The sequence below is a fragment of the Microbispora sp. CA-135349 genome (assembly GCF_050947365.1).
GTDB lineage: Bacteria > Actinomycetota > Actinomycetes > Streptosporangiales > Streptosporangiaceae > Microbispora.
Genome location: NZ_CP192001.1, coordinates 1399938 through 1417816 on the forward strand (window position 1 = coordinate 1399938; position 17879 = coordinate 1417816).

A 17879-nucleotide genomic window follows, 5' to 3' on the forward strand; every position below is an offset into this window, starting at 1 on the left:
CGGCGCGGCGGTTTCTCTCGCCTCTGCGGCTGCTCAAGCGTAGTGCGGATGTGCCCATATAACGGGATTTTTGATCAACTGCCACACTGGTCGGCATGGTCAGGAGGATCGAGGGCCCCACCCGCATCCCGGTGCCGGGCGGCAAGGTCATTGACGAGTACGTCGGCCGCGTCAACAGCGGCGACGAGCAGGTCTCCATCGCGCACATGGTGGCCCCGGCCGGCTGGGAGGAGCCCGCCCAGACCCCCGGGTTCGCCGAGTACACGCTGGTGCTCAAGGGGTCGGTCGTGGTGGAGCACGCGGGCGGCACGACCGTGGTCGAGGCGGGCCAGGCGTTCGTCAGCGAGCCCGGGGAGAAGATCCGCTACAGCTCCGGGCCGTCCGGCGCGGAGTACGTGGCCGTCTGCCTGCCCGCGTTCTCCCCGGATACCGCCAACCGCGAGGAGTGACGATCGGCAGGTCCTGGGAATCCGCCCCCGTCCGGTCCACGGCTAGGATTGCCAGGTGAACGACCGCGGCGAGGAGGGCGCATGAGCAGGCCCAGCCTGGAGCAGATCCGCAGGGCGCCCAAGGTGCTTCTGCACGACCATCTCGATGGCGGCCTGCGCCCCGGAACGATCGTCGACCTCGCCCGCGACTGCGGCCACACGCTGCCCACGTACGACCCCGCCGAGCTGGCGGTCTGGTTCAGGGAGGCGGCGGACTCCGGTTCGCTGGAGCGCTACCTGGAGACGTTCTCGCACACCGTCGGGGTGATGCAGACCCGCGAGGCACTGGTCAGAGTGGCCGCGGAGTGCGCCGAGGACCTGGCGGACGACGGCGTGATGTACGCCGAGGTCCGGTACGCCCCGGAGCAGCACACCTCCCAGGGCCTGTCGCTGGACCAGGTCGTGGAGGCCGTGCTCGAGGGCTTCCGGCTGGGCTCGGCCGGGCCCGACGGCAGGCCGCGGATCCGGGTGGGCACCCTGCTGACGGCCATGCGCCACCAGGCCCGCTCGATGGAGATCGCCGAGCTCGCCGTGCGCTACCGGGACCTCGGCGTGGTCGGGTTCGACATCGCAGGGGCCGAGGCCGGCTACCCGCCCACCCGGCACCTGGACGCGTTCGAGTACCTCCAGCGGGAGAACGCCCACTTCACGATCCACGCGGGGGAGGGCTTCGGGCTGCCGTCGATCTGGCAGGCCATCCAGTGGTGCGGCGCCGACCGGCTGGGTCACGGAGTGCGGATCATCGACGACATCACGGTGCCGGACGACGGCGAGACCAAGCTCGGCAGGCTGGCGGCGTACGTCCGCGACAAGCGCATCCCGCTGGAGATGTGCCCCACGTCGAACCTGCAGACGGGGGCGGCCCCGTCGATCGCCGAGCACCCGATCGGCCTGCTGCGCCGCCTCTACTTCCGGGTGACGGTCAACACCGACAACCGGCTGATGAGCGGGACGAGCGTGTCGCAGGAGTTCGCCAAGCTGGTCGACGCGTTCGGCTACGACTGGGACGACCTGCAGTGGTTCACGGTCAACGCGATGAAGTCGGCCTTCATCCCGTTCGACGAACGGCTCGCGCTGATCAACGGCGTGATCAAACCCGGCTACGCGCAGATGAAGTGGCGCGCGTGAAGCCGCGGGTCTACCGGTCGAAGGCGGCCTGGCTGTTCGGCTGGGCCTGGATGCTGTTCGCCGCCTGGAACGTCTGGGATTTGACCGCTCACGGCAGCATTCCCAGCGCGCTGATCGCGGGCGCGGTGCTCGGCGTCATCACGGCACTGGTTTTCGTGATGGCGCTGCGGCCCGCCGTCGTCCTGGAGGAGGGCGGCGTCCGCGTGCGCAACGTGCTGAAGAACGCCTACGTCCCCTGGGGCGGTGTGGACGACGTGTCCGTGACCAACGCCATCGTGATCGAGTCGGGTGACACCACCGTGCGCTGCTGGACGCCCCAGGCGACGGCCCGCGAACGGGTCAAGGCCGCGGGGCGGGCCGCCAAGGCGGCGAGGTCGTCGAACCGGGCCGAGCGGGCGGCGGCGGAGGCCGTCGGCGCCCGCACCCACGCCGACTGGGTGGCCGACCAGCTCACCGAGATGAGCCGGTCACGCCGGGAGAGCTCCTCCGGCGAGACGCGCGTCACCTGGTCGCCGTCCGCCCTGGCGGCCGTCGCCGCCGCGGTCGCCCTGGTCGTGACCGCCTTCGTCGTCTCCTGACCAGGTAGAGGCATCGGAGAGCAGGCGCCGCTGCGTGGTGCCGCGCGACGCCGGATCGGTAATCGTTTGCAGAAGGGATCTGAGTGCGTCTGGCGCGGATGATCGTCGTCGTTGTGCTGGCCGCGCTCGCGAGCGTCTACGTTGTCGCGGGTGCGCCGATCGCGGTGGCGGTGTTCGGGGTGCAGGTCGTCTACCTGTTGCGGATCAGGGCGTGGTGGCTGCTCGCCGTCCAGGCCGCCCTCGTGTACACGGCGACCCTCGCCGGCGGCGTCTCCACCGGGATTCTGGGCTTCCTCGCCGGTTCGCTGCTGCTGACACGGGCGCGTGCGCTCGCGCCGCTCGTGGTGGTGAGCGTGGCGCTGATCGACGCCGCCCGCGGCGGGGCGACGGCCGATGCGACGATCACCGTGGTGCTCGTCGCGCTGGTCGTCTTCGGCCTCGCCCGGCTCGTCGAGCGCGCGGGCGAGATGCACGCCGCCCGGCTCTCGCTGGCCGCCGCGGCCGTGGCCGCCGAGAGGCTGCGTCTGGCGGCCGAACTGAACGACGGCCTCGGCCGGAGTCTGGAGGTCATCGTCGAGGGCGGTCGCCGCGCGCTCGCGGAGCCGGACGGCGCGGCCGAGGTGCTGGCCTCGGTGACCGCCACCGCGCGTGCGGCGCTGACCGACGCCCGCGCCGCCTCCGCGGACTACCGCGCCACCTCCCTCGCGCCCGAAGTGGTCACGGCGCGGGCCATGCTCGACACCGCGGGGATCGCCGTCGAGGTGCGCGGCGGCCACACCGAGCCGCTCGGGCCCGGCGGGGCGCTGCTGGCGAGCGTGCTCCGCGAGGCCGTCACCGACGTCGTACGGCGGGGCACCGCCCGGCTTTGCGTCATCGAGACGAGCGAGCAGGCAGACCGGGTGCGGCTGCGCGTCGTCGACGACGGACGTCGCACCGCGGAGGGCGCGGACTTCGACGGTCTCCGCCTCGAGGAGGCGGGCGGCACCCTCACCAGAGGCCTGTCTCCTGAGGGGCGCTTCGTCGTGGAGGCGACCCTTCCCCGCGACCCTTCCCCCGAGGCGGGCGCCGGCGACGGCCAGGCGCCGCAAACCCCTGAGAACGCGAGGCGGCGGTGGCTCCTGCCGAAGCTCGCCCCCGACGCGTCGTACGCCGTGTCGGTCGCGGTGCTCGCGGCCGTCCTCGTGGGCTTCAGCGTCAAGGCGCTGCTTCAGATCCCCGGCGCCCTCGTCATCCCGGCCGCGGTGTGCCTCACCGTGATCGTCGTGATGCAGCTGCGCTCCGTCAACGGGCGTCACACGGTGGCGCTGGGGGTGATGGCGGTGCTCACGTACGCGCCCATCCCGGTGTTCGGGCCCGTCTGGCTCGGAGTGGCGGGCTTCCTCGCCGGGCCTGTCCTGCTCGCGTTCCCCTGGCGGGCCGCGTGGCCGGCGGCGGCGGTGATCGTGGCGAGCGTCGCCGCCGCCGGGGCGCTGTTCGGCCTGCCCGGCCCGGTCCTCGCCAACAGCACGGTCAGCGCGCTCGTCACCGGGCTGGTGGTCTACGCCCTGCTCCGCCTGGCCCAGATCGTCAAGGAGCTCCAGGCCGCGAGGGAGAGCCTGGCCCGCTCCGCGATCGTCGAGGAGCGCCTGCGCGCCGCGCGCGACCTGCACGACCTGCTCGGGCACTCCCTGGCCGCGATCCTTCTCACCTGTGAGCTGGCCCGCCGCCTGGGATGCCCGCCGGAGCGGGTCGAGGAGATCGTCGCCATGGCCGAGAGCGCGCGGGCGGACCTGCGGTCCGTCTCGGGCGAGCAGCGGGAGCTGTCCCTGGCGGCCGAGGTGGAGTCGGCGCGTACGGTGCTGTCGGCCGCCGGGATCCGGGTGACCGTGGAGCCGATCGAGCTGAAACTGCCCGCCGAGGTCGAGACCGTGCTGGGCACCGTGCTCAGGGAGGCCGTGACCAACGTGCTCAGGCACAGCGAGGCCCGCCACTGCGCGATCACGATGCGAGCGGACGAGAGCGGGCTGCGGCTGCGGGTCCACAACGACGGGGTGCGTCACAGGACGACGCGGCGGGGGTCGTCCGGCATCGGCAACCTGACCACCCGCCTCGCCGCCCTGGACGGCCGGCTGACCTCGCACGCCGACGGCGACGGTTTCACGCTCGACGCTTGCGTGCCGTACCGCGTGCCGGCGCCCGCGCGGGTCTAGATCCGGCCGGCCTGCACCGTCGCAGGCCAGATGAATCTCGCTGGTCAGTCCGCCGCGGGATCCCCGACATGGCTCAGAACCTGGCGATCTCTGGACCCCCTTGGTGCCGCGCTCGTCCCTCATGTGAGCTACACGCAATGTCCCTCTACGCAGTGATTCGGAACAGGGCCCTCCACTCATATCTTTCTCACAGCGAGCGGCAAACACGGTCAACCGCGAAGTCAGCTCGCGGCACATCGGTAATTCGGAGGACAGCACCATGCATGGACTTCGTCTCCGTCCGCATCATCACCAAAGGAAGGTGACTTCAATGATCAGAGAACGCCTGCGTGCAATATGGGTAGCCGGCACGATGGGAGCCGTCGTCGCCGGCACGTTGACCCTCGGCGCCGGGACTGCGAGTGCGGCGGGGTCGTGCCCGGACTCCACCCGCAACGCGACGATTGTCCAGGCCAACTTCCAGGCATTCGACACCGGCGCGTACACCCGCCCCGAGGCGGACGGCCTGGTGGACATGGAGGACATGAGGCGCGTCGCCAACGGATCCGGCCCCTACTCTATTCCCCAAGATGTCAGAGAGGCTGCCAGGTACTTCGTCGACAATCCCGCGGAATTCGCGCACATGGATGGCATTCGGGTCCGTTGGACGCGGTTCGACGGTCTCGTGACCCGCTATGACGTCGACGACGCCCTCAGGTACTGGAGGAACGAATGCGGGTAAGCGATTCGTCGTCACCGACGTCCTAGGGCCTGTCTTCACAGTGATCAGTCAGAGCCACGGCAGGAGTGCTGCGATGGTGACCACCGCTGTGTATGAGGTGGCGGTCTTGTCGTAGCGGGCGGACAGGGCGCGGAACTGTTTCAGCTGATTGAAGCAGCGTTCGACCACGTTGCGACGCTTGTAGACCTGAGCGTCGAAGACGGGCGGGCGACCGCCCTTGCTGCCCCGCCTGGCACGGCCGGCTACCCGATCGGCCCGCTCGGGAATCGTGTGGCTGTTCCCGCGCCGCCGCAGGAAGCTGCGGATGGCGCGGGAGCTGTGCCCTTGTCGGCCACCACGTGGCCGGGACGAGTACGAGGCCGGCCGCGGCTGAGGCGGGGAACGCGAATGGCCTGCAGCACCTGCTGCAGGAGGGTGCAGGCGTTGATGTTCCCGCCGGTCACCAGGAACGCCAGCGGCCGGCCTGCACCGTCGCAGGCCAGATGAATATCGCTGGTCAGTCCGCCGCGGGATCGGGCGAGGGCGTGATCGGATGGCTCGCCGGCGCCTGGCCCCCTTTTTTCGCCCCGGGAGATCACATCGAAGACACGGCCTAGATCCGGCCGGCCCTAGATCCAGCCGGCCTCGGTGGCGATGCGCACGGCGTCGGTCCGGTTGCGGGCGTTGAGCTTGGTGACGATCACTGTGAGGTAGTTGCGCACGGTGCCGGCGGCCAGGTGGAGCCGTGCGGCGACGTCCGTCGCGTTCGCACCGGAGGCGACCAGGCGAAGCACGTCCGCTTCGCGCGGGGTGAGCGGATTGTCCGACAGGTCCCAGGCGGTGACCGCGAGCGAGGGGTCGAGCACCCGCTCGCCGGCCGCGACCTTGCGGATGGCGGCCACGAGTTCGTCCGGCGGCGCCGTCTTCAGCACGAATCCGGCGACACCTGAGCCGAGGGCGCGTCGCAGGTGCCCCGGCTTGCCGTACGCGGTCAGCATCAGAGCGCGGCAGGCGGGCAGGCGCGTGCGGAGCTCGGCCGCGGCCGCCAGGCCGTCCAGCCTGCCGGGCATGTCGATGTCGAGGACGGCGACGTCAGGGCGGTGGACCAGCGCGGCGGCCAGGGCGGCCTCTCCGGACTCCACGGTCGCGACGACTTCCAGGTCCTCCTCCAGCGCGAGCAGGGCGGCGAGGGCGCTCCTGATGACGTGCTGGTCCTCGGCGAGAAGTACGCGAATCACGCGCATATGTCTACCAGTGTCCGGATCATGACGACGTCATGGGCGGTGCTCATGACGATGTCATGGGCAGGCGGTGAGGCCGTCTCTGGGGCACATGACCGTTGATCGGCAGGCTTGAGCACATGACAGAGGTGCTTCGCCTTGACGCAGTGAGCAAGGTGTACGGAAAGGGGCAGGGCGCGGTGGCCGCCCTGCGTGAGGTCTCGGTGACCATTCCCGAGGGGAGCTTCACCGCCGTGATGGGACCGTCGGGCTCGGGCAAGAGCACGTTCCTGCACTGCGCGGCGGGGCTCGACACCCCCTCCTCCGGCTCGGTGCGGCTGGGCGGCAGCGAGCTGTCCGGCATGGACGAGACCCGGCTGACGGAGCTGCGCAGGCAGCGGGTCGGCTTCGTGTTCCAGGCGTTCAACCTGGTCTCGTCCCTGACCGTGCTGGAGAACATCACGCTGCCGATGCGGCTCGCCGGCGCGCGGGTCGACCGGGCGTGGCTCGAGGAGATCGTGGGCCGGGTGGGGCTGACGGGCCGGACCGGGCACCGCCCCGCCCAGCTGTCCGGCGGGCAGCAGCAGCGGGTCGCCATCGCGAGGGCGCTGGTGACCCGGCCGCAGGTGGTCTTCGGCGACGAGCCGACCGGCGCGCTGGACACGATGACGGCCCGTGACGTGCTCCGGCTGCTGCGGGAGGTGGTGGACGGACTCGGCCAGACCGTGGTGATGGTCACCCACGACCCGGTGGCCGCCTCCTACGCCGACACCGTCCTGTTCCTCGCGGACGGCCGGATCGTGGACGCGATGGCCGCGCCGAGCTCCGAGAAGGTCGCCGAGCGCATGACCAGGCTGGGGGCGTACGCAGCATGATCACCGGAATCGCGTTGAAGACCCTGCGGCACCGCAGGGCGGCGTTCGCGGGCGCGTTCGTGGCGCTGGTGTGCGCGGCCGCGCTGGTGTGCGCGTGCCTGATGCTGCTGGAGACCGGCCTGCGAGGCGGGGTCGCACCGGAGCGTTACGCGGGCGCACCGCTGATCGTCGCCGGCGACCAGAACGTCCACGAGACCGTGACCAAGTCCTCCGGGAAGGTCAAGTCGAAGGCGAAGCCGCTGTCCGAGCGGGTCTGGATCCCGGAGGCGACGGCCGCGAAGCTGAGCGGCCTGCCCGGCGTCTCGAAGGTGCTCACCGAGGTGACGTTCCCGGTGAACGGACACGCTCTCGGGCACGGGTGGGAGTCGGCGGAGCTCACGCCGTTCACCATCGCCCGGGGACGCCCGCCGCGCGCGGACGGCGAGGTGGTCGTGGACGCACGCTCCGGCCTGTCCGCGGGCTCGGCCCTGCGGGTCGGGGGGAGGGCGTACCGGGTCGTGGGGGTCACCGCCCAGGCCCTGCCGAGCCAGGACACGGTGTTCTTCTCGACGTCCGAGGCCCGCCGGCTGGCCGGCCGTCCTGGGCAGGTGACCGCGATCGGCGTGTTCCCCGCGGTGGACGTGGCGCCGGTGCTCGGTGATCGCCTCGTGGCCCACACCGGGGACGAGCGCGGCACGGTGGAGTTCCTCGACGCGGAGCAGGCGCGGGTGCGGCTGATCAGCCTGGGCGGCGCGCTCGGCGGCACGTCCCTGCTGGTGGCGATCCTCGTCGTGACCGGCACCTCCGCCCTCGCGGTGCAGCAGCGACGGCGTGAGATCGCCCTCCTCAGGGCGGTCGCCGCCACGCCGGGTCAGGTGCGCAGGTTGCTGGGCGGCGAGTCGCTGATGGTCGGCCTGGCGGCCGGTGTCATCGGCTCGGCCGCCGGCATCGGCCTGGGGTTCTGGCTGCGTGGCCGGTTCGTCGAGCTGGGCGCCATGCCGGCGAACCTGCGCCTGGTGGTCAGCCCGTTCCCGGCGGTGGCCGCCCTGCTGGCCGCGGTGGTGGCGGCCTGGGCCGCGACCCGCCTCTCGGTCCGCCGCACCGCGCGGATCCGTCCCGTCGAGGCGCTCGGCGAGGCGGCCATGGGCGGGGGCCGGCTGCCCCTCGGCCGGTCGATCGCGGGCGTCCTGTGCCTCGCCGGCGGGATCGTGCTCACGCTGGTGCTGTCGGGACTCGAGACCGAGGCGGCGTCGAGCCCCGTGACGATGCTGACCGCGCTCGTCTGGACGGTGGCCGTCACCCTGCTCGGCCCGGTGCTCGCCCGCGTCGTGGTCGCCCTCGTACGCGTCCCGCTGCGGGTGTCCCGCGCCGGGCACCTGGCGGCGCGCAACCTCCAGGCCGGGCCGGGGCGGACGGCGTCCGTGATGGCGCCGCTGACCCTTCTGGTGGCCATGACCTGCACCATCCTGTTCACCCAGACCACGATGGGGCACGCGTCGGCCGAGCAGGCCGCCGCCGGCACCCACGCCGACTACGTGGTGAACGGCGCGACGGCGGACGCGGTGCGCCGCGTGCCGGGCGTGAAGGCCGTCACCTCGGTCGTCCGCACCTCCGTGCGCGTCGGGCTGGACAAGTACGGCGCGCAGGCCGTCGACGGCGGCGAGCGGCCGCTCGGGCAGGCCGTGGACCTCGGGGTGGTGTCCGGCTCGCTCGACGGGTTCGGCGCCCGCTCGGTCGCGGTGAGCGAGTCGGCGGCCTCCAGGCTCGGGCTGTCGGCCGGTGACGCTCTCACGCTCACCCTGGGCGACGGTACCCCGGCCGAGCTGAAGGTCGCCGCGATCTACTCCCGCGGCCTCGGGTTCGGCGACCTGACCCTGCCGTACGCGCTGGTCGCCGCCCATGTCGACGACCCCTCGGGCACCCTGCTGGTCGAGGCCCCCTCGGTCGGACGCGAGGCCCTGGCCGCCGTGGCGCCGGTGGTGTCGCCGACGGAAGGGACCGGGACGCAGGCGCCGAACGCCGAGGTCAACTACGTGGCCATGGGCCTGATCATCGCGTTCAGCGCGATCGCCGTGGTCAACACGCTGGCCATGTCCACCACGGACCGGTCGCGGGAGCTGGCCCTGCTCCGCCTGGTCGGCGCGACCCGGCGCCAGGTGCTGCGCATGCTCCGCCTGGAGACCCTGACCGCGCTGGTCGTCTCCGTGCTCGCCGGGACCGGCATCGCGCTGATGACGCTGTCGGCCTTCAGCAGGGGGATGACCGGGTCTGCCCTGCCGTACGTCCCCCCGGCCGCTTACGCGCTGGTGATCGCCGCCGTGGCCGCGCTCGCCCTGGTCGCCACGAGCCTCCCGGCGCGTCTCGCCCTGCGCGCCCGCCCCGCCGAGGCCATCGGCGCCCGTCAGTAACCGGGCACACCCTCTTCTTCTTGCGAAAAACAACCTCGAAGGCTGGAAATCGTGAACCGCATCGCATCGGCAGCCGCCGTGATCTCCCTGTCCACCGCCCTGGTCGCGGCCGGCACCGGCGCCCCGGCCGCCGCCCACGCCGCCCGGGCCGCTGTGACCTGGACCTCCTGTGGCGACGCCGCCGGGCTCGACCCCCGCCAGGAGTGCACCACGCTCCAGGTCCCCCTCTCCTACGGCAAGCCGGGCGGGGGCACGCTCTCCCTGGCCGCCTCCCGGATCCGTACGGCGCGGCCGGGACTGCGCAGGGGCGTGCTGCTGCTCATTCCCGGAGGACCGGGCAGCGCGGGCCTGAGCAGGCCGAGCGCGATGGTGAAGCGCCTGCCGAGCGCCGTGCTCGACCGTTACGACCTGGTCGGCTTCGATCCGCGGGGCGTCGGCCGGAGCTCGCCCGTCTCCTGCGGGCTCGCGCACGAGGACCTGGCGCCCACCCTGCTCAAGCCCTACCCGTCCGCCGACGGGGACATCACGCAGAACGCCGCCTGGTCACGCAGGATCGCCGACGCCTGCGCCCGCAACGGCGGCCCGGTGCTGCGCAGCATCAGCACGCGCAACGAGGCCAGGGACATCGACGCCATCCGCCGGGCTCTCGGGGAGAAGCGCCTGTCCTACTGGGGCGTCTCCTACGGCACGTACGCCGGGGCCGTCTACGCCACGATGTTCCCCGGCCGGACCGACAGGGTGATCCTCGACAGCAACGACGATCCCGACCCGAACAAGGTCGCCCGTGTGTGGCTGGCCAACTACTCGGTGGGCGTCGACGACCGCTTCCCCGACTTCGCGGCCTGGGCCGCCGAGCGTGACGACGAGTTCGGCCTGGGGACGGACGCCGATGCGGTCCGCCGCACCTTCCTGGACCTCGCCGGCCGCCTGGACCACGAACCGATCGCGTGGCCCGGCAACAACCCTCCGCGGCTCGACGGCGCGGTCCTGCGCGAGACCATGCTGAACGCGCTGTATTCCGACACCGGGTTCCCGGCTCTGGCCGGGCTCATGCGGGCGGCGCTCGGCTCCGGTCCCCTCCCCGCGCCCTCCACCCCGCCGGACGAGGCGATGCAGAACGCCGCGGCCTCCGCGGCCGCGACCCTGTGCGGCGACGTCGAGTGGCCGAGCTCGCTCGATCTGCACCGGCGGCTGGTCGCCGCCGACCGTGAGGCTCACCCGCTCACCGCCGGCATGCCGGTCAACATCGGCCCCTGCGCCTACTGGCCCTACCGGCCGGTGGAGGCGCCGGTGCGGGTCACGGCGAAGGGGCCGTCCAACGTGCTGCTGGTGCAGAACCTGCGCGACCCGGCGACGCCGTACAGCGGCGCCCTGCGGATGCGCGAGGCCTTCGGGAGCCGGGCGCGCATGGTCGCGGTCGACTCGGGCGGGCACGGGTCCTACCTGGTCAACGGCAACGCCTGCGGTGACGACACGGTCACCGCGTTCCTGGTCACCGGCAAGCGGCCGGCCCGCGACACCGTCTGCAGGTAGCTCAAAGACCGAGGGCGACGGCGAGGTCCTTCTTCAGATCCTCCAGCTCCCGCGCGGCCCGGGCCCGCGCGGGAGCGACGTCGTCTCCCTCGACCGGCACGACGACCTCCAGGTAGCACTTGAGCTTGGGCTCGGTGCCGCTGGGCCGTACGACGACCCGGGCGTCGCCGGACAGGCGGTAGCGCAGGCCCTCGGTCGGCGGCAGCCCCGCCACCCCCAGGGACAGGTCCTCGGCCGACTCCACCGCCCGGCCCGCCAGCCGCTCCGGCGGATGCGTACGGAGGCGCTCGATGGCCTTGGCGATCAGCGACAGGTCGTCGACCCGGACCGACAGCTGGGCGGTCGCGTGCAGCCCGTAGCGGCGGGCCTGGTCGTCCAGCAGGTCGGGCAGCGACCTGCCGTCCCGCTTGGCCGCGGCGGCCATCGCGGCGACGGCGAGGGCGGCACCGACGCCGTCCTTGTCGTGGACCGGCAGGCCTGCGTCGGACCCGATGCTGTAGCCCAGGGCCTCCTCGTAGCCGAAGACCAGTCCCGGCCCCGACTTCATGATCCACTTGAATCCCGTCAGCGTCTCGGCGTGCCGCACGCCGTGATCAGCGGCGATCCTGGCGAGCAGCGACGACGACACGATCGAGGTGGCGACCAGCCGGTCGTCGCCCGAGGTGTGCCGCAGCACGTGCTCGGCCAGCAGACCGCCGACCTCGTCGCCGGTCAGCATGCGGTAGCCGCCGCCCGGCAGCGGGGTGCCCACCGCGCACCGGTCGGCGTCGGGGTCGTTGGCGATCACCAGGTCGGCGCGCGTGGCGGCGGCGAGTTCGAGCGCGAGGTCCATGGCGCCCGGCTCCTCCGGGTTGGGGAACGCCACGGTGGGGAAGTCGGGGTCGGGCATCGCCTGCCGGCTCACCGTGACCGGCACCTCGAATCCCGCCGCGCGGAACGCCTCGGACACGGTCGCGCCGCCCACCCCGTGCAGCGGCGTGTACGCGACCGCGATGTCGCGGGCGTCGCCGAGCGGCAGCGCGGCCAGGGCCCGCAGGTAGGGGACGACGATGTCGTCGTGGCCGAGGGTCTGCCAGTCCTCACCGAGCGGGAGGGCGTCCACCCGGCCGGCCGCGTCGATGGCGGCCGAGATCTCCCGGTCGATCGGCGGCACGATCTGCGCGCCGTCGCCCCAGTAGACCTTGTAACCGTTGTCCTGGGGCGGATTGTGCGAGGCGGTGACCATGACGCCCGCGTCCGCGCCCAGGTGGCGCACGGCGAACGCCAGGACCGGGGTGGGCCACTTGCCGGCCATGACCGAGGCACGCAGGCCCGCCCCGGTCAGCACGCGGGCCGTGTCGGCGGCGAACACGTCGGACTTGTGCCGCCCGTCGTAGCCGATCACCACGTGGCGTCCCGGTCCGAGCACACGGGCCAGCCCGGCGGCCGCCCGCATCACCGTGACCCGGTTCATCCGGTTCGGCCCGGAACCCAGCGCGCCGCGCAGGCCCGCCGTGCCGAACTCCAGCTTCGCGCCGAAGCGGTCCTCCAGCGCGGCGAGATCGTTCCGCTCCAGGATCGCGTCGAGCTCCGCCCGCGTCTCGGGGTCGGGGTCCTGGTCGCGCCATTCTTCGGCGAGCCGTACGAGATCGGTCATGTGTGCCCCCTACAGCTTGTCGACGACCTGGGCGAGCAGGACGCCCATGCGGGCGGCCGTGGCCCGGCCGACCTCCAGGACCTCCTCGTGGTTGAGCGGCTCGCCCACCAGGCCCGCGCCGGGGTTGGTGACCAGGGAGATCCCGAGCACCTCGGCCCCGGCCTCCCGTGCGGCGATCGCCTCCAGCACCGTGGACATGCCCACCAGGTCGCCGCCGAGTGTGCGCAGCATGCGGATCTCCGCGGGCGTCTCGTACGTCGGGCCGCGGAAGGCGACGTACACGCCCTCGGCCAGCGTGGGGTCCACGGCGCGGGCGAGGTCGCGCAGGCGCTTGGAATACACCTCGGTGAGGTCGATGAACCTCGCGCCCGTCATCGGGTTGTCGCCGGTGAGGTTGATGTGGTCGCTGATCAGGACCGGATCGCCGACCTTCTGGGTCTCCGGGCGCAGCCCGCCCGCCGCGTTGGTCAGCACGACCGTGCGCACCCCGGCCGCGACGGCGGTACGCACCCCGTGGACCACCGGATCCACCCCGCGGCCCTCGTAGAGGTGCGTACGCCCGAGGAAGATCAGGGCGTTGAGCCCGGCGGCGGTGCGCACCGCGCGCACCGTGCCCGCGTGACCGGCGACCGCGGGAGGGGAGAACCCGGGCAACTTCGTCACCGGGAGTTCGGCGACCGGATCGCCGATCGCGTCCGCGGCCGGGACCCAGCCCGAGCCCATGACGAGGGCGACGTCGAAGGAAGAGATGCCGGTGAGGTTCCTCAGCGTGGTCGCGGCCTCGGCCGCCAGGTCATATGGGGTCACTTTGCTGAGGGTACAGAAGCGCATGAACCCGGCCGATAAGTGCCGGGCCCGTGTCAGTCGCCGAGCTTCTTGCAGGGACGGGTGCGCAGCGAGGCGACGTAGTCGTCGGGCGCGCCGGCCCTCTCCGCGGCCTCGGCCAGGATGCCGATGTACCGCGCCGACGGCAGCCCGCCCTCGTAGGAGTTCAGCACGTACGACCAGGCGAGCACGTCGCCCTCCAGCGTCGCGACGCGCAGCCGCAGCTTGCGGTAGAGGCCGAGGTCGGTGCCCATCCAGCGGTCGAGGGAGGCCTCGTCCCACTCCGGCACGTCGTACAGGACGACGAATACCTGCTCGTCGGCATCCTCGACTATCGTGGCGAGAGCGCCCTCCCAGCTGACATCCTCGCCGCCGAAGGTGAGCCGCCAGCCTGGGAGCCACCCCGTTCCTCGCATGGGCGAGTGGGGCGCCCACTCCGCCATCTGCTTGGGGTCCATGTTGCTGCCGTAGGCCGCGTAGACAGGCACGGCACACAAGCCTAAACCAAGATCCCGGAAGTTGGACGGGTAGCGCGCGCACCGGGTGTGGCAAGAAAACCGGGGTGTGGCGAGAAAAATACGCGTAGTCGGCCCGTTACGCGCCCCTCGCCGGGAATGCGTAGTCAGGATGCGGGACAATGGAGCATGTGACAAGGATCGTGATCATCGGTGGCGGCCCCGGCGGATACGAGGCGGCCCTGGTCGCCGCGCAACTGGGCGCCCAGGTCACCGTCGTGGAGGAGGAGGGCCCCGGCGGGGCGTGCGTGCTCACCGACTGCGTGCCGTCCAAGACCCTGATCGCCTCCTCCGTCCGCAAGCAGGCGCTTCTCGACGCGTCGTCTCTCGGGGTCCGCTTCGACGGCGGCCCTGACCACGACGCCGGCGACGTCGCCGTCGACATGATCGACGTGAACAAGCGCGTCAAGGAGCTCGCGCTGGCGCAGTCGCACGACATCGCCGCCCGGCTGTCCGCCGAGGGCGTCGAGGTCATCCGCGCCCGGGGCCGGCTGGTCGATCCCCAGGTGGTGCGCGCGGGTGACCGTACGATCCGGGCCGACGTCGTCATCGTGGCGACCGGCGCGCACCCCCGCGTGCTGCCCGGGGCGGAGCCCGACGGCGAGCGCATCCTCAGCTGGCGCCAGCTCTACGACCTGGAGGAGCTGCCCGAGCACCTCATCGTGGTCGGCTCCGGTGTCACCGGCGCAGAGTTCGCCGGCGCCTACCGGTCCCTCGGGTCGCAGGTCACGCTGGTCTCCTCGCGCGACCGGATGATGCCCAACGAGGACGCCGACGCGGCCGAGGTGCTGGAGGAGGTCTACCGGCGGCGCGGCATGAACGTCATGGGGCGCTCGCGCGCCGCCTCGGTCAAGCGCACCGAGCACGGCGTCGTCGTGACCCTGGAGGACGGCCGCACCGCCGAGGGCACCCACTGCCTCATGACCGTCGGCATGGTCCCCAACACCTCCGGGCTCGGGCTGGAGGACAACGGCGTGCGGCTCGACCGGAGCGGCTTCATCGAGGTCGACAAGGTGTCGAGGACCTCCGCACCCGGTGTGTACGCCGCTGGAGACTGCACCGGCGTCCTCATGCTCGCCTCGGTCGCCGCCATGCAGGGCAGGATCGCGGTCTGGCACGCGCTCGGCGAGGCCGTGCAGCCGATCCGCCTGGCCACGGTGGCCGCCAACATCTTCACCGACCCGGAGATCGCCGCCGTCGGCGTGTCGCAGCGGCAGATCGAGTCGGGCGAGATCGAGGCGAACGTCGTCAAGCTGCCGCTGGCCACCAACGCCCGGGCCAAGATGCAGGGCTTCAACGACGGTTTCGTGAAGCTGTTCTGCCGTCCCAACACCGGCATCGTGCTCGGCGGCGTCGTGGTCGCCCCGCGCGCGTCGGAGCTGATCCTGGCCGTGTCGCTGGCCGTGCAGCACCGCCTGACCGTGGACCAGCTCGCGCACACCTTCGCCGTCTATCCGTCGCTGTCGGGCTCCATCACCGAGGCCGCCCGCCGCCTCATGTCGCCGCTGACCGCCGGGGGCATCTGACCCCGTCACTCCGCTCGGGCCGCGGTGGCCGGGACGCGGGCGGCCGGCCGCGGGCCCAGCGCGCGGGCCGGCCAGATCATCGCCCCGGCCAGGCACGTCACCAGGGCGAAGACGAACGGGAAGGCGAAAACGCCGGCCAGCCAGCCGATGACGGGAGGGGCCACGAGCCCGGACGCCCAGGTGACGGTGGCGACCCCCGCGACGCCCTCGGCGGGCGTACGGGCGATCCGACCGGCCGCCGCGAACACCAGTGGCACGACGACGGCGACGCCGGCGCCGAACAGCGCGAATCCGGCGATCACCGGTGCGGGAGTGCGGAACGCGACCACCGCCACGCCGCCGAGGACGGCCACGACCGCGCTCGCGCGCACCGTCGCGACCGGTCCGAGCCTCCGTACGACGAGGTCTCCGCCGAGCCGCACCGCGACCATGCTCGCGGTGAACACGGCGTAGCCCGCCGCCGCGAGGCCGGGTCCCGCGCCGGCCACCTCCTTGAGGTAGATCGCCGACCACTGGCCGCTCGCCCGTTCGGCGAAGGTGGAGCACAGGCCGATCAGGCCGATCAGCAGGATGGACCGCGGAGGCAGGGTGAAGCGCCGCGGCGGCCGCTCGTCCGGCGCCGGTCTCTCGTCGAGCAGCGCGCGGCTCGCGGCGGCGCCGACGGCGAGCAGGGCCAGCGCCACGATGACGAAATGCGCACGCGCGTCCAGGCCGGCCTGCGCCGCCAGGGCTCCGGCGCCCGCGCCGCAGAGATTGCCCACGCTCCACATCCCGTGCAGGCCGGACATGACCGACCGGCCCAGCCGTCGTTCCACGTGCACGCCCTGGGCGTTCATGGCAAGGTCGCACATGCCCGCGGCGGCGCCGTACAGGAGGAACGCGGGCACCAGCCACAGGGGGCCGGGCGCGAGCACGGGCAGGGCGGGTGCCACGCACCACAGGGCCAGCAGTCCCCGGGTCGTCGCCCTGGCCCCGAACCGGTGGGACAGCCGAGCGGTCAGCGGCATCGCGAGCATCGAGCCGATCGGCGTGCAGAGCAGGACGAGCCCGAGAGCGGCCGTGCCGAGCCCGAAGTGGTCCTGGAACCAGGGCATCCGGGTGGCGAGGGTGCCCGCCACCGCGCCGTGCACGGCGAAGACGAGGGCGGTGGCCCGTTGATGTCTGTCTCGCATGTGGGCAAAATTAACAGGCAGGGTTCCTGATGAAAAGTGAGTTTTCATGAAGACCGCGACACCCCAGCTCGCCCGGGCCATCAACGACAGGCTCGCCCTGGATCTGCTGCTGGAACGGGGTCCGCTGACCGCGCCGCAACTGCGCGCGCTCACCGGCCTGTCCCGTCCGACCGTGTCGGACCTGATCGAACGCCTCCAGGTCAACGGCCTGATCCAGGTCGCCGGCGAGAGCGGCGGCGACCGGCGCGGCCCCAACGCCCGCCTCTACGGCATCGTCGCCGACCGGGCCTTCGTGAGCGGGGTCGACGTGCGACGCGACGTGATCAACGTGACGGTCGCCGACATCACCGGCGCGACCGTGGGCTCGGCGACGCGGCCGCTGGGCGACAACCTTCCCGCGCTGGTCGCCGACGCGCTCACCGAGGCGGCCGGTTCACGTCCCCTGCGCGCGGTCGTGATCGGCGCGCCGGGCCTGGTCGACCCGAAGACCGGTGACTTCGCGGCGGGGAACGTCGAGTTCGCGTGGCGGCCCGGGCTCCTGTCGGCCCTGCGCACCCTGGTCGACGCGCCGATCACGATGGAGAACGAGGTCAACCTGGCCGCCGTCGCCGAACACGCCACGGGAGCGGCCGCCGGGCGGGACGACTTCGTGCTGCTGTGGCTCGACGACGGCATCGGCGCGGCCGTCGTGCTGGACGGCAGGGTCCGCCGGGGCGCCTCCGGCGGAGCCGGCGAGATCGGCTTCCTCGGCCGGCTCGACATCACGGTGTGCGACCTGCTGCGCACGCACGCCGTGCGCGGACTCGACCTGCCGGCCCTGGCGGAAAGGGTCGCCGTGGCCGCCTTCACGCTCGTCGCCGTGGTCGATCCCGGTCTCGTCGTCCTCGGCGGCGCCACCGGCATGGCGGGCGGCGACCCGCTGGCGGCTATGGTCGCCGAGCGTCTGGCGCAGGTCTCGCCCGTCCCCGTGCACGTGCGGGTCAGTGGCATCCCCGACAACCCCGTGCTGAGGGGCGCGGTCTCCACCGCCCTTTCGACCGCTCGCGACGCCGTCTTCGGGCAGGGCCGCCGCTGACCGGGAGACGTGCCGGTCAGCCCGCGCGCCCG

General features: G+C 72.5%; 15 protein-coding genes and 1 pseudogene. 10 read left to right on the top strand and 6 right to left on the bottom strand.

The window, feature by feature from the left end:
• Positions 1-95 precede the first annotated feature (95 nt).
• The 5 genes from ACQPZZ_RS06975 to ACQPZZ_RS06995 all read left to right on the top strand — a co-directional run bounded on the left by ACQPZZ_RS06975 (position 96) and on the right by ACQPZZ_RS06995 (position 5104).
• Positions 96-449 (top strand): cupin domain-containing protein, encoded by a 354-nt coding sequence (locus ACQPZZ_RS06975; protein ID WP_363639490.1) that lies wholly within the window; start codon positions 96-98, stop codon positions 447-449.
• A gap of 81 nt (positions 450-530) precedes the next feature.
• The gene (locus tag ACQPZZ_RS06980; RefSeq protein ID WP_432929996.1) at positions 531-1616 is read left to right on the top strand and encodes an adenosine deaminase; all 1086 of its coding nucleotides are present in this window, start codon (positions 531-533) and stop codon (positions 1614-1616) included.
• Positions 1613-2194, top strand: coding sequence for a hypothetical protein (locus ACQPZZ_RS06985; RefSeq protein ID WP_432929998.1), 582 nt, complete (start codon positions 1613-1615; stop codon positions 2192-2194). The genes ACQPZZ_RS06980 and ACQPZZ_RS06985 overlap by 4 nt, the downstream gene beginning before the upstream one ends.
• 98 nt (positions 2195-2292) lie before the next feature.
• Positions 2293-4383: a sensor histidine kinase gene (locus ACQPZZ_RS06990; RefSeq protein WP_432930000.1), complete on the top strand. Its 2091-nt coding sequence runs from the start codon at positions 2293-2295 to the stop codon at positions 4381-4383.
• Between the two features lie 310 nt (positions 4384-4693).
• Positions 4694-5104: a hypothetical protein gene (locus ACQPZZ_RS06995; protein ID WP_432930002.1), complete on the top strand. Its 411-nt coding sequence runs from the start codon at positions 4694-4696 to the stop codon at positions 5102-5104.
• A 48-nt stretch (positions 5105-5152) separates the two neighbouring features.
• Here ACQPZZ_RS06995 and ACQPZZ_RS07000 read toward each other — a convergent pair.
• Positions 5153-5628 (bottom strand): annotated as a pseudogene (locus ACQPZZ_RS07000) (IS5 family transposase); the annotation flags it as partial.
• An 84-nt stretch (positions 5629-5712) separates the two neighbouring features.
• A complete protein-coding gene (locus tag ACQPZZ_RS07005) occupies positions 5713-6321 on the bottom strand; it encodes a response regulator transcription factor (protein WP_432930003.1) in 609 nt (202 codons plus the stop codon).
• A 122-nt stretch (positions 6322-6443) separates the two neighbouring features.
• On the opposite strand from ACQPZZ_RS07005, the gene ACQPZZ_RS07010 reads away from it, so the two are divergent.
• Genes ACQPZZ_RS07010 through ACQPZZ_RS07020 form a run of 3 tightly spaced genes read left to right on the top strand, consistent with a single transcriptional unit; the run spans position 6444 to position 11098 of the window.
• Positions 6444-7178 carry an ABC transporter ATP-binding protein gene (locus ACQPZZ_RS07010; RefSeq protein WP_432930005.1) on the top strand — a complete coding sequence of 245 codons (735 nt, stop codon included), beginning with the start codon at positions 6444-6446 and terminating at the stop codon, positions 7176-7178.
• A complete protein-coding gene (locus ACQPZZ_RS07015) occupies positions 7175-9565 on the top strand; it encodes an FtsX-like permease family protein (protein ID WP_432930007.1) in 2391 nt (796 codons plus the stop codon). The genes ACQPZZ_RS07010 and ACQPZZ_RS07015 overlap by 4 nt, the downstream gene beginning before the upstream one ends.
• Positions 9566-9616: 51 nt before the next feature.
• Positions 9617-11098 (top strand): alpha/beta hydrolase, encoded by a 1482-nt coding sequence (locus tag ACQPZZ_RS07020; RefSeq protein WP_432930009.1) that lies wholly within the window; start codon positions 9617-9619, stop codon positions 11096-11098.
• Between the two features lies 1 nt (position 11099).
• Here ACQPZZ_RS07020 and ACQPZZ_RS07025 read toward each other — a convergent pair whose 3' ends face one another.
• From ACQPZZ_RS07025 to ACQPZZ_RS07035, 3 genes are read right to left on the bottom strand one after another with little or no spacing between them, the layout of a single operon-like run.
• A complete protein-coding gene (locus tag ACQPZZ_RS07025) occupies positions 11100-12734 on the bottom strand; it encodes a phospho-sugar mutase (protein WP_432930011.1) in 1635 nt (544 codons plus the stop codon).
• Positions 12735-12743: 9 nt separating this feature from the next.
• A complete protein-coding gene (locus ACQPZZ_RS07030; RefSeq protein ID WP_432930013.1) occupies positions 12744-13541 on the bottom strand; it encodes a purine-nucleoside phosphorylase in 798 nt (265 codons plus the stop codon).
• A gap of 53 nt (positions 13542-13594) precedes the next feature.
• The gene (locus tag ACQPZZ_RS07035) at positions 13595-14047 is read right to left on the bottom strand and encodes a gamma-glutamylcyclotransferase (RefSeq protein ID WP_363639512.1); all 453 of its coding nucleotides are present in this window, start codon (positions 14045-14047) and stop codon (positions 13595-13597) included.
• 158 nt (positions 14048-14205) lie between these two features.
• Between ACQPZZ_RS07035 and ACQPZZ_RS07040 the strand changes: the two genes are divergently transcribed.
• Positions 14206-15600, top strand: coding sequence for an NAD(P)H-quinone dehydrogenase (locus ACQPZZ_RS07040; RefSeq protein ID WP_363639514.1), 1395 nt, complete (start codon positions 14206-14208; stop codon positions 15598-15600).
• A 5-nt stretch (positions 15601-15605) separates the two neighbouring features.
• Here the strand turns inward: ACQPZZ_RS07040 and ACQPZZ_RS07045 are convergent, their stop codons facing one another.
• Entirely contained in the window at positions 15606-16772 is a 1167-nt protein-coding gene (locus ACQPZZ_RS07045) for an MFS transporter (protein ID WP_432930016.1), read from the bottom strand.
• A gap of 46 nt (positions 16773-16818) precedes the next feature.
• Between ACQPZZ_RS07045 and ACQPZZ_RS07050 the strand changes: the two genes are divergently transcribed.
• Positions 16819-17847: an ROK family transcriptional regulator gene (locus ACQPZZ_RS07050; RefSeq protein ID WP_432930018.1), complete on the top strand. Its 1029-nt coding sequence runs from the start codon at positions 16819-16821 to the stop codon at positions 17845-17847.
• Positions 17848-17879 lie beyond the last annotated feature (32 nt).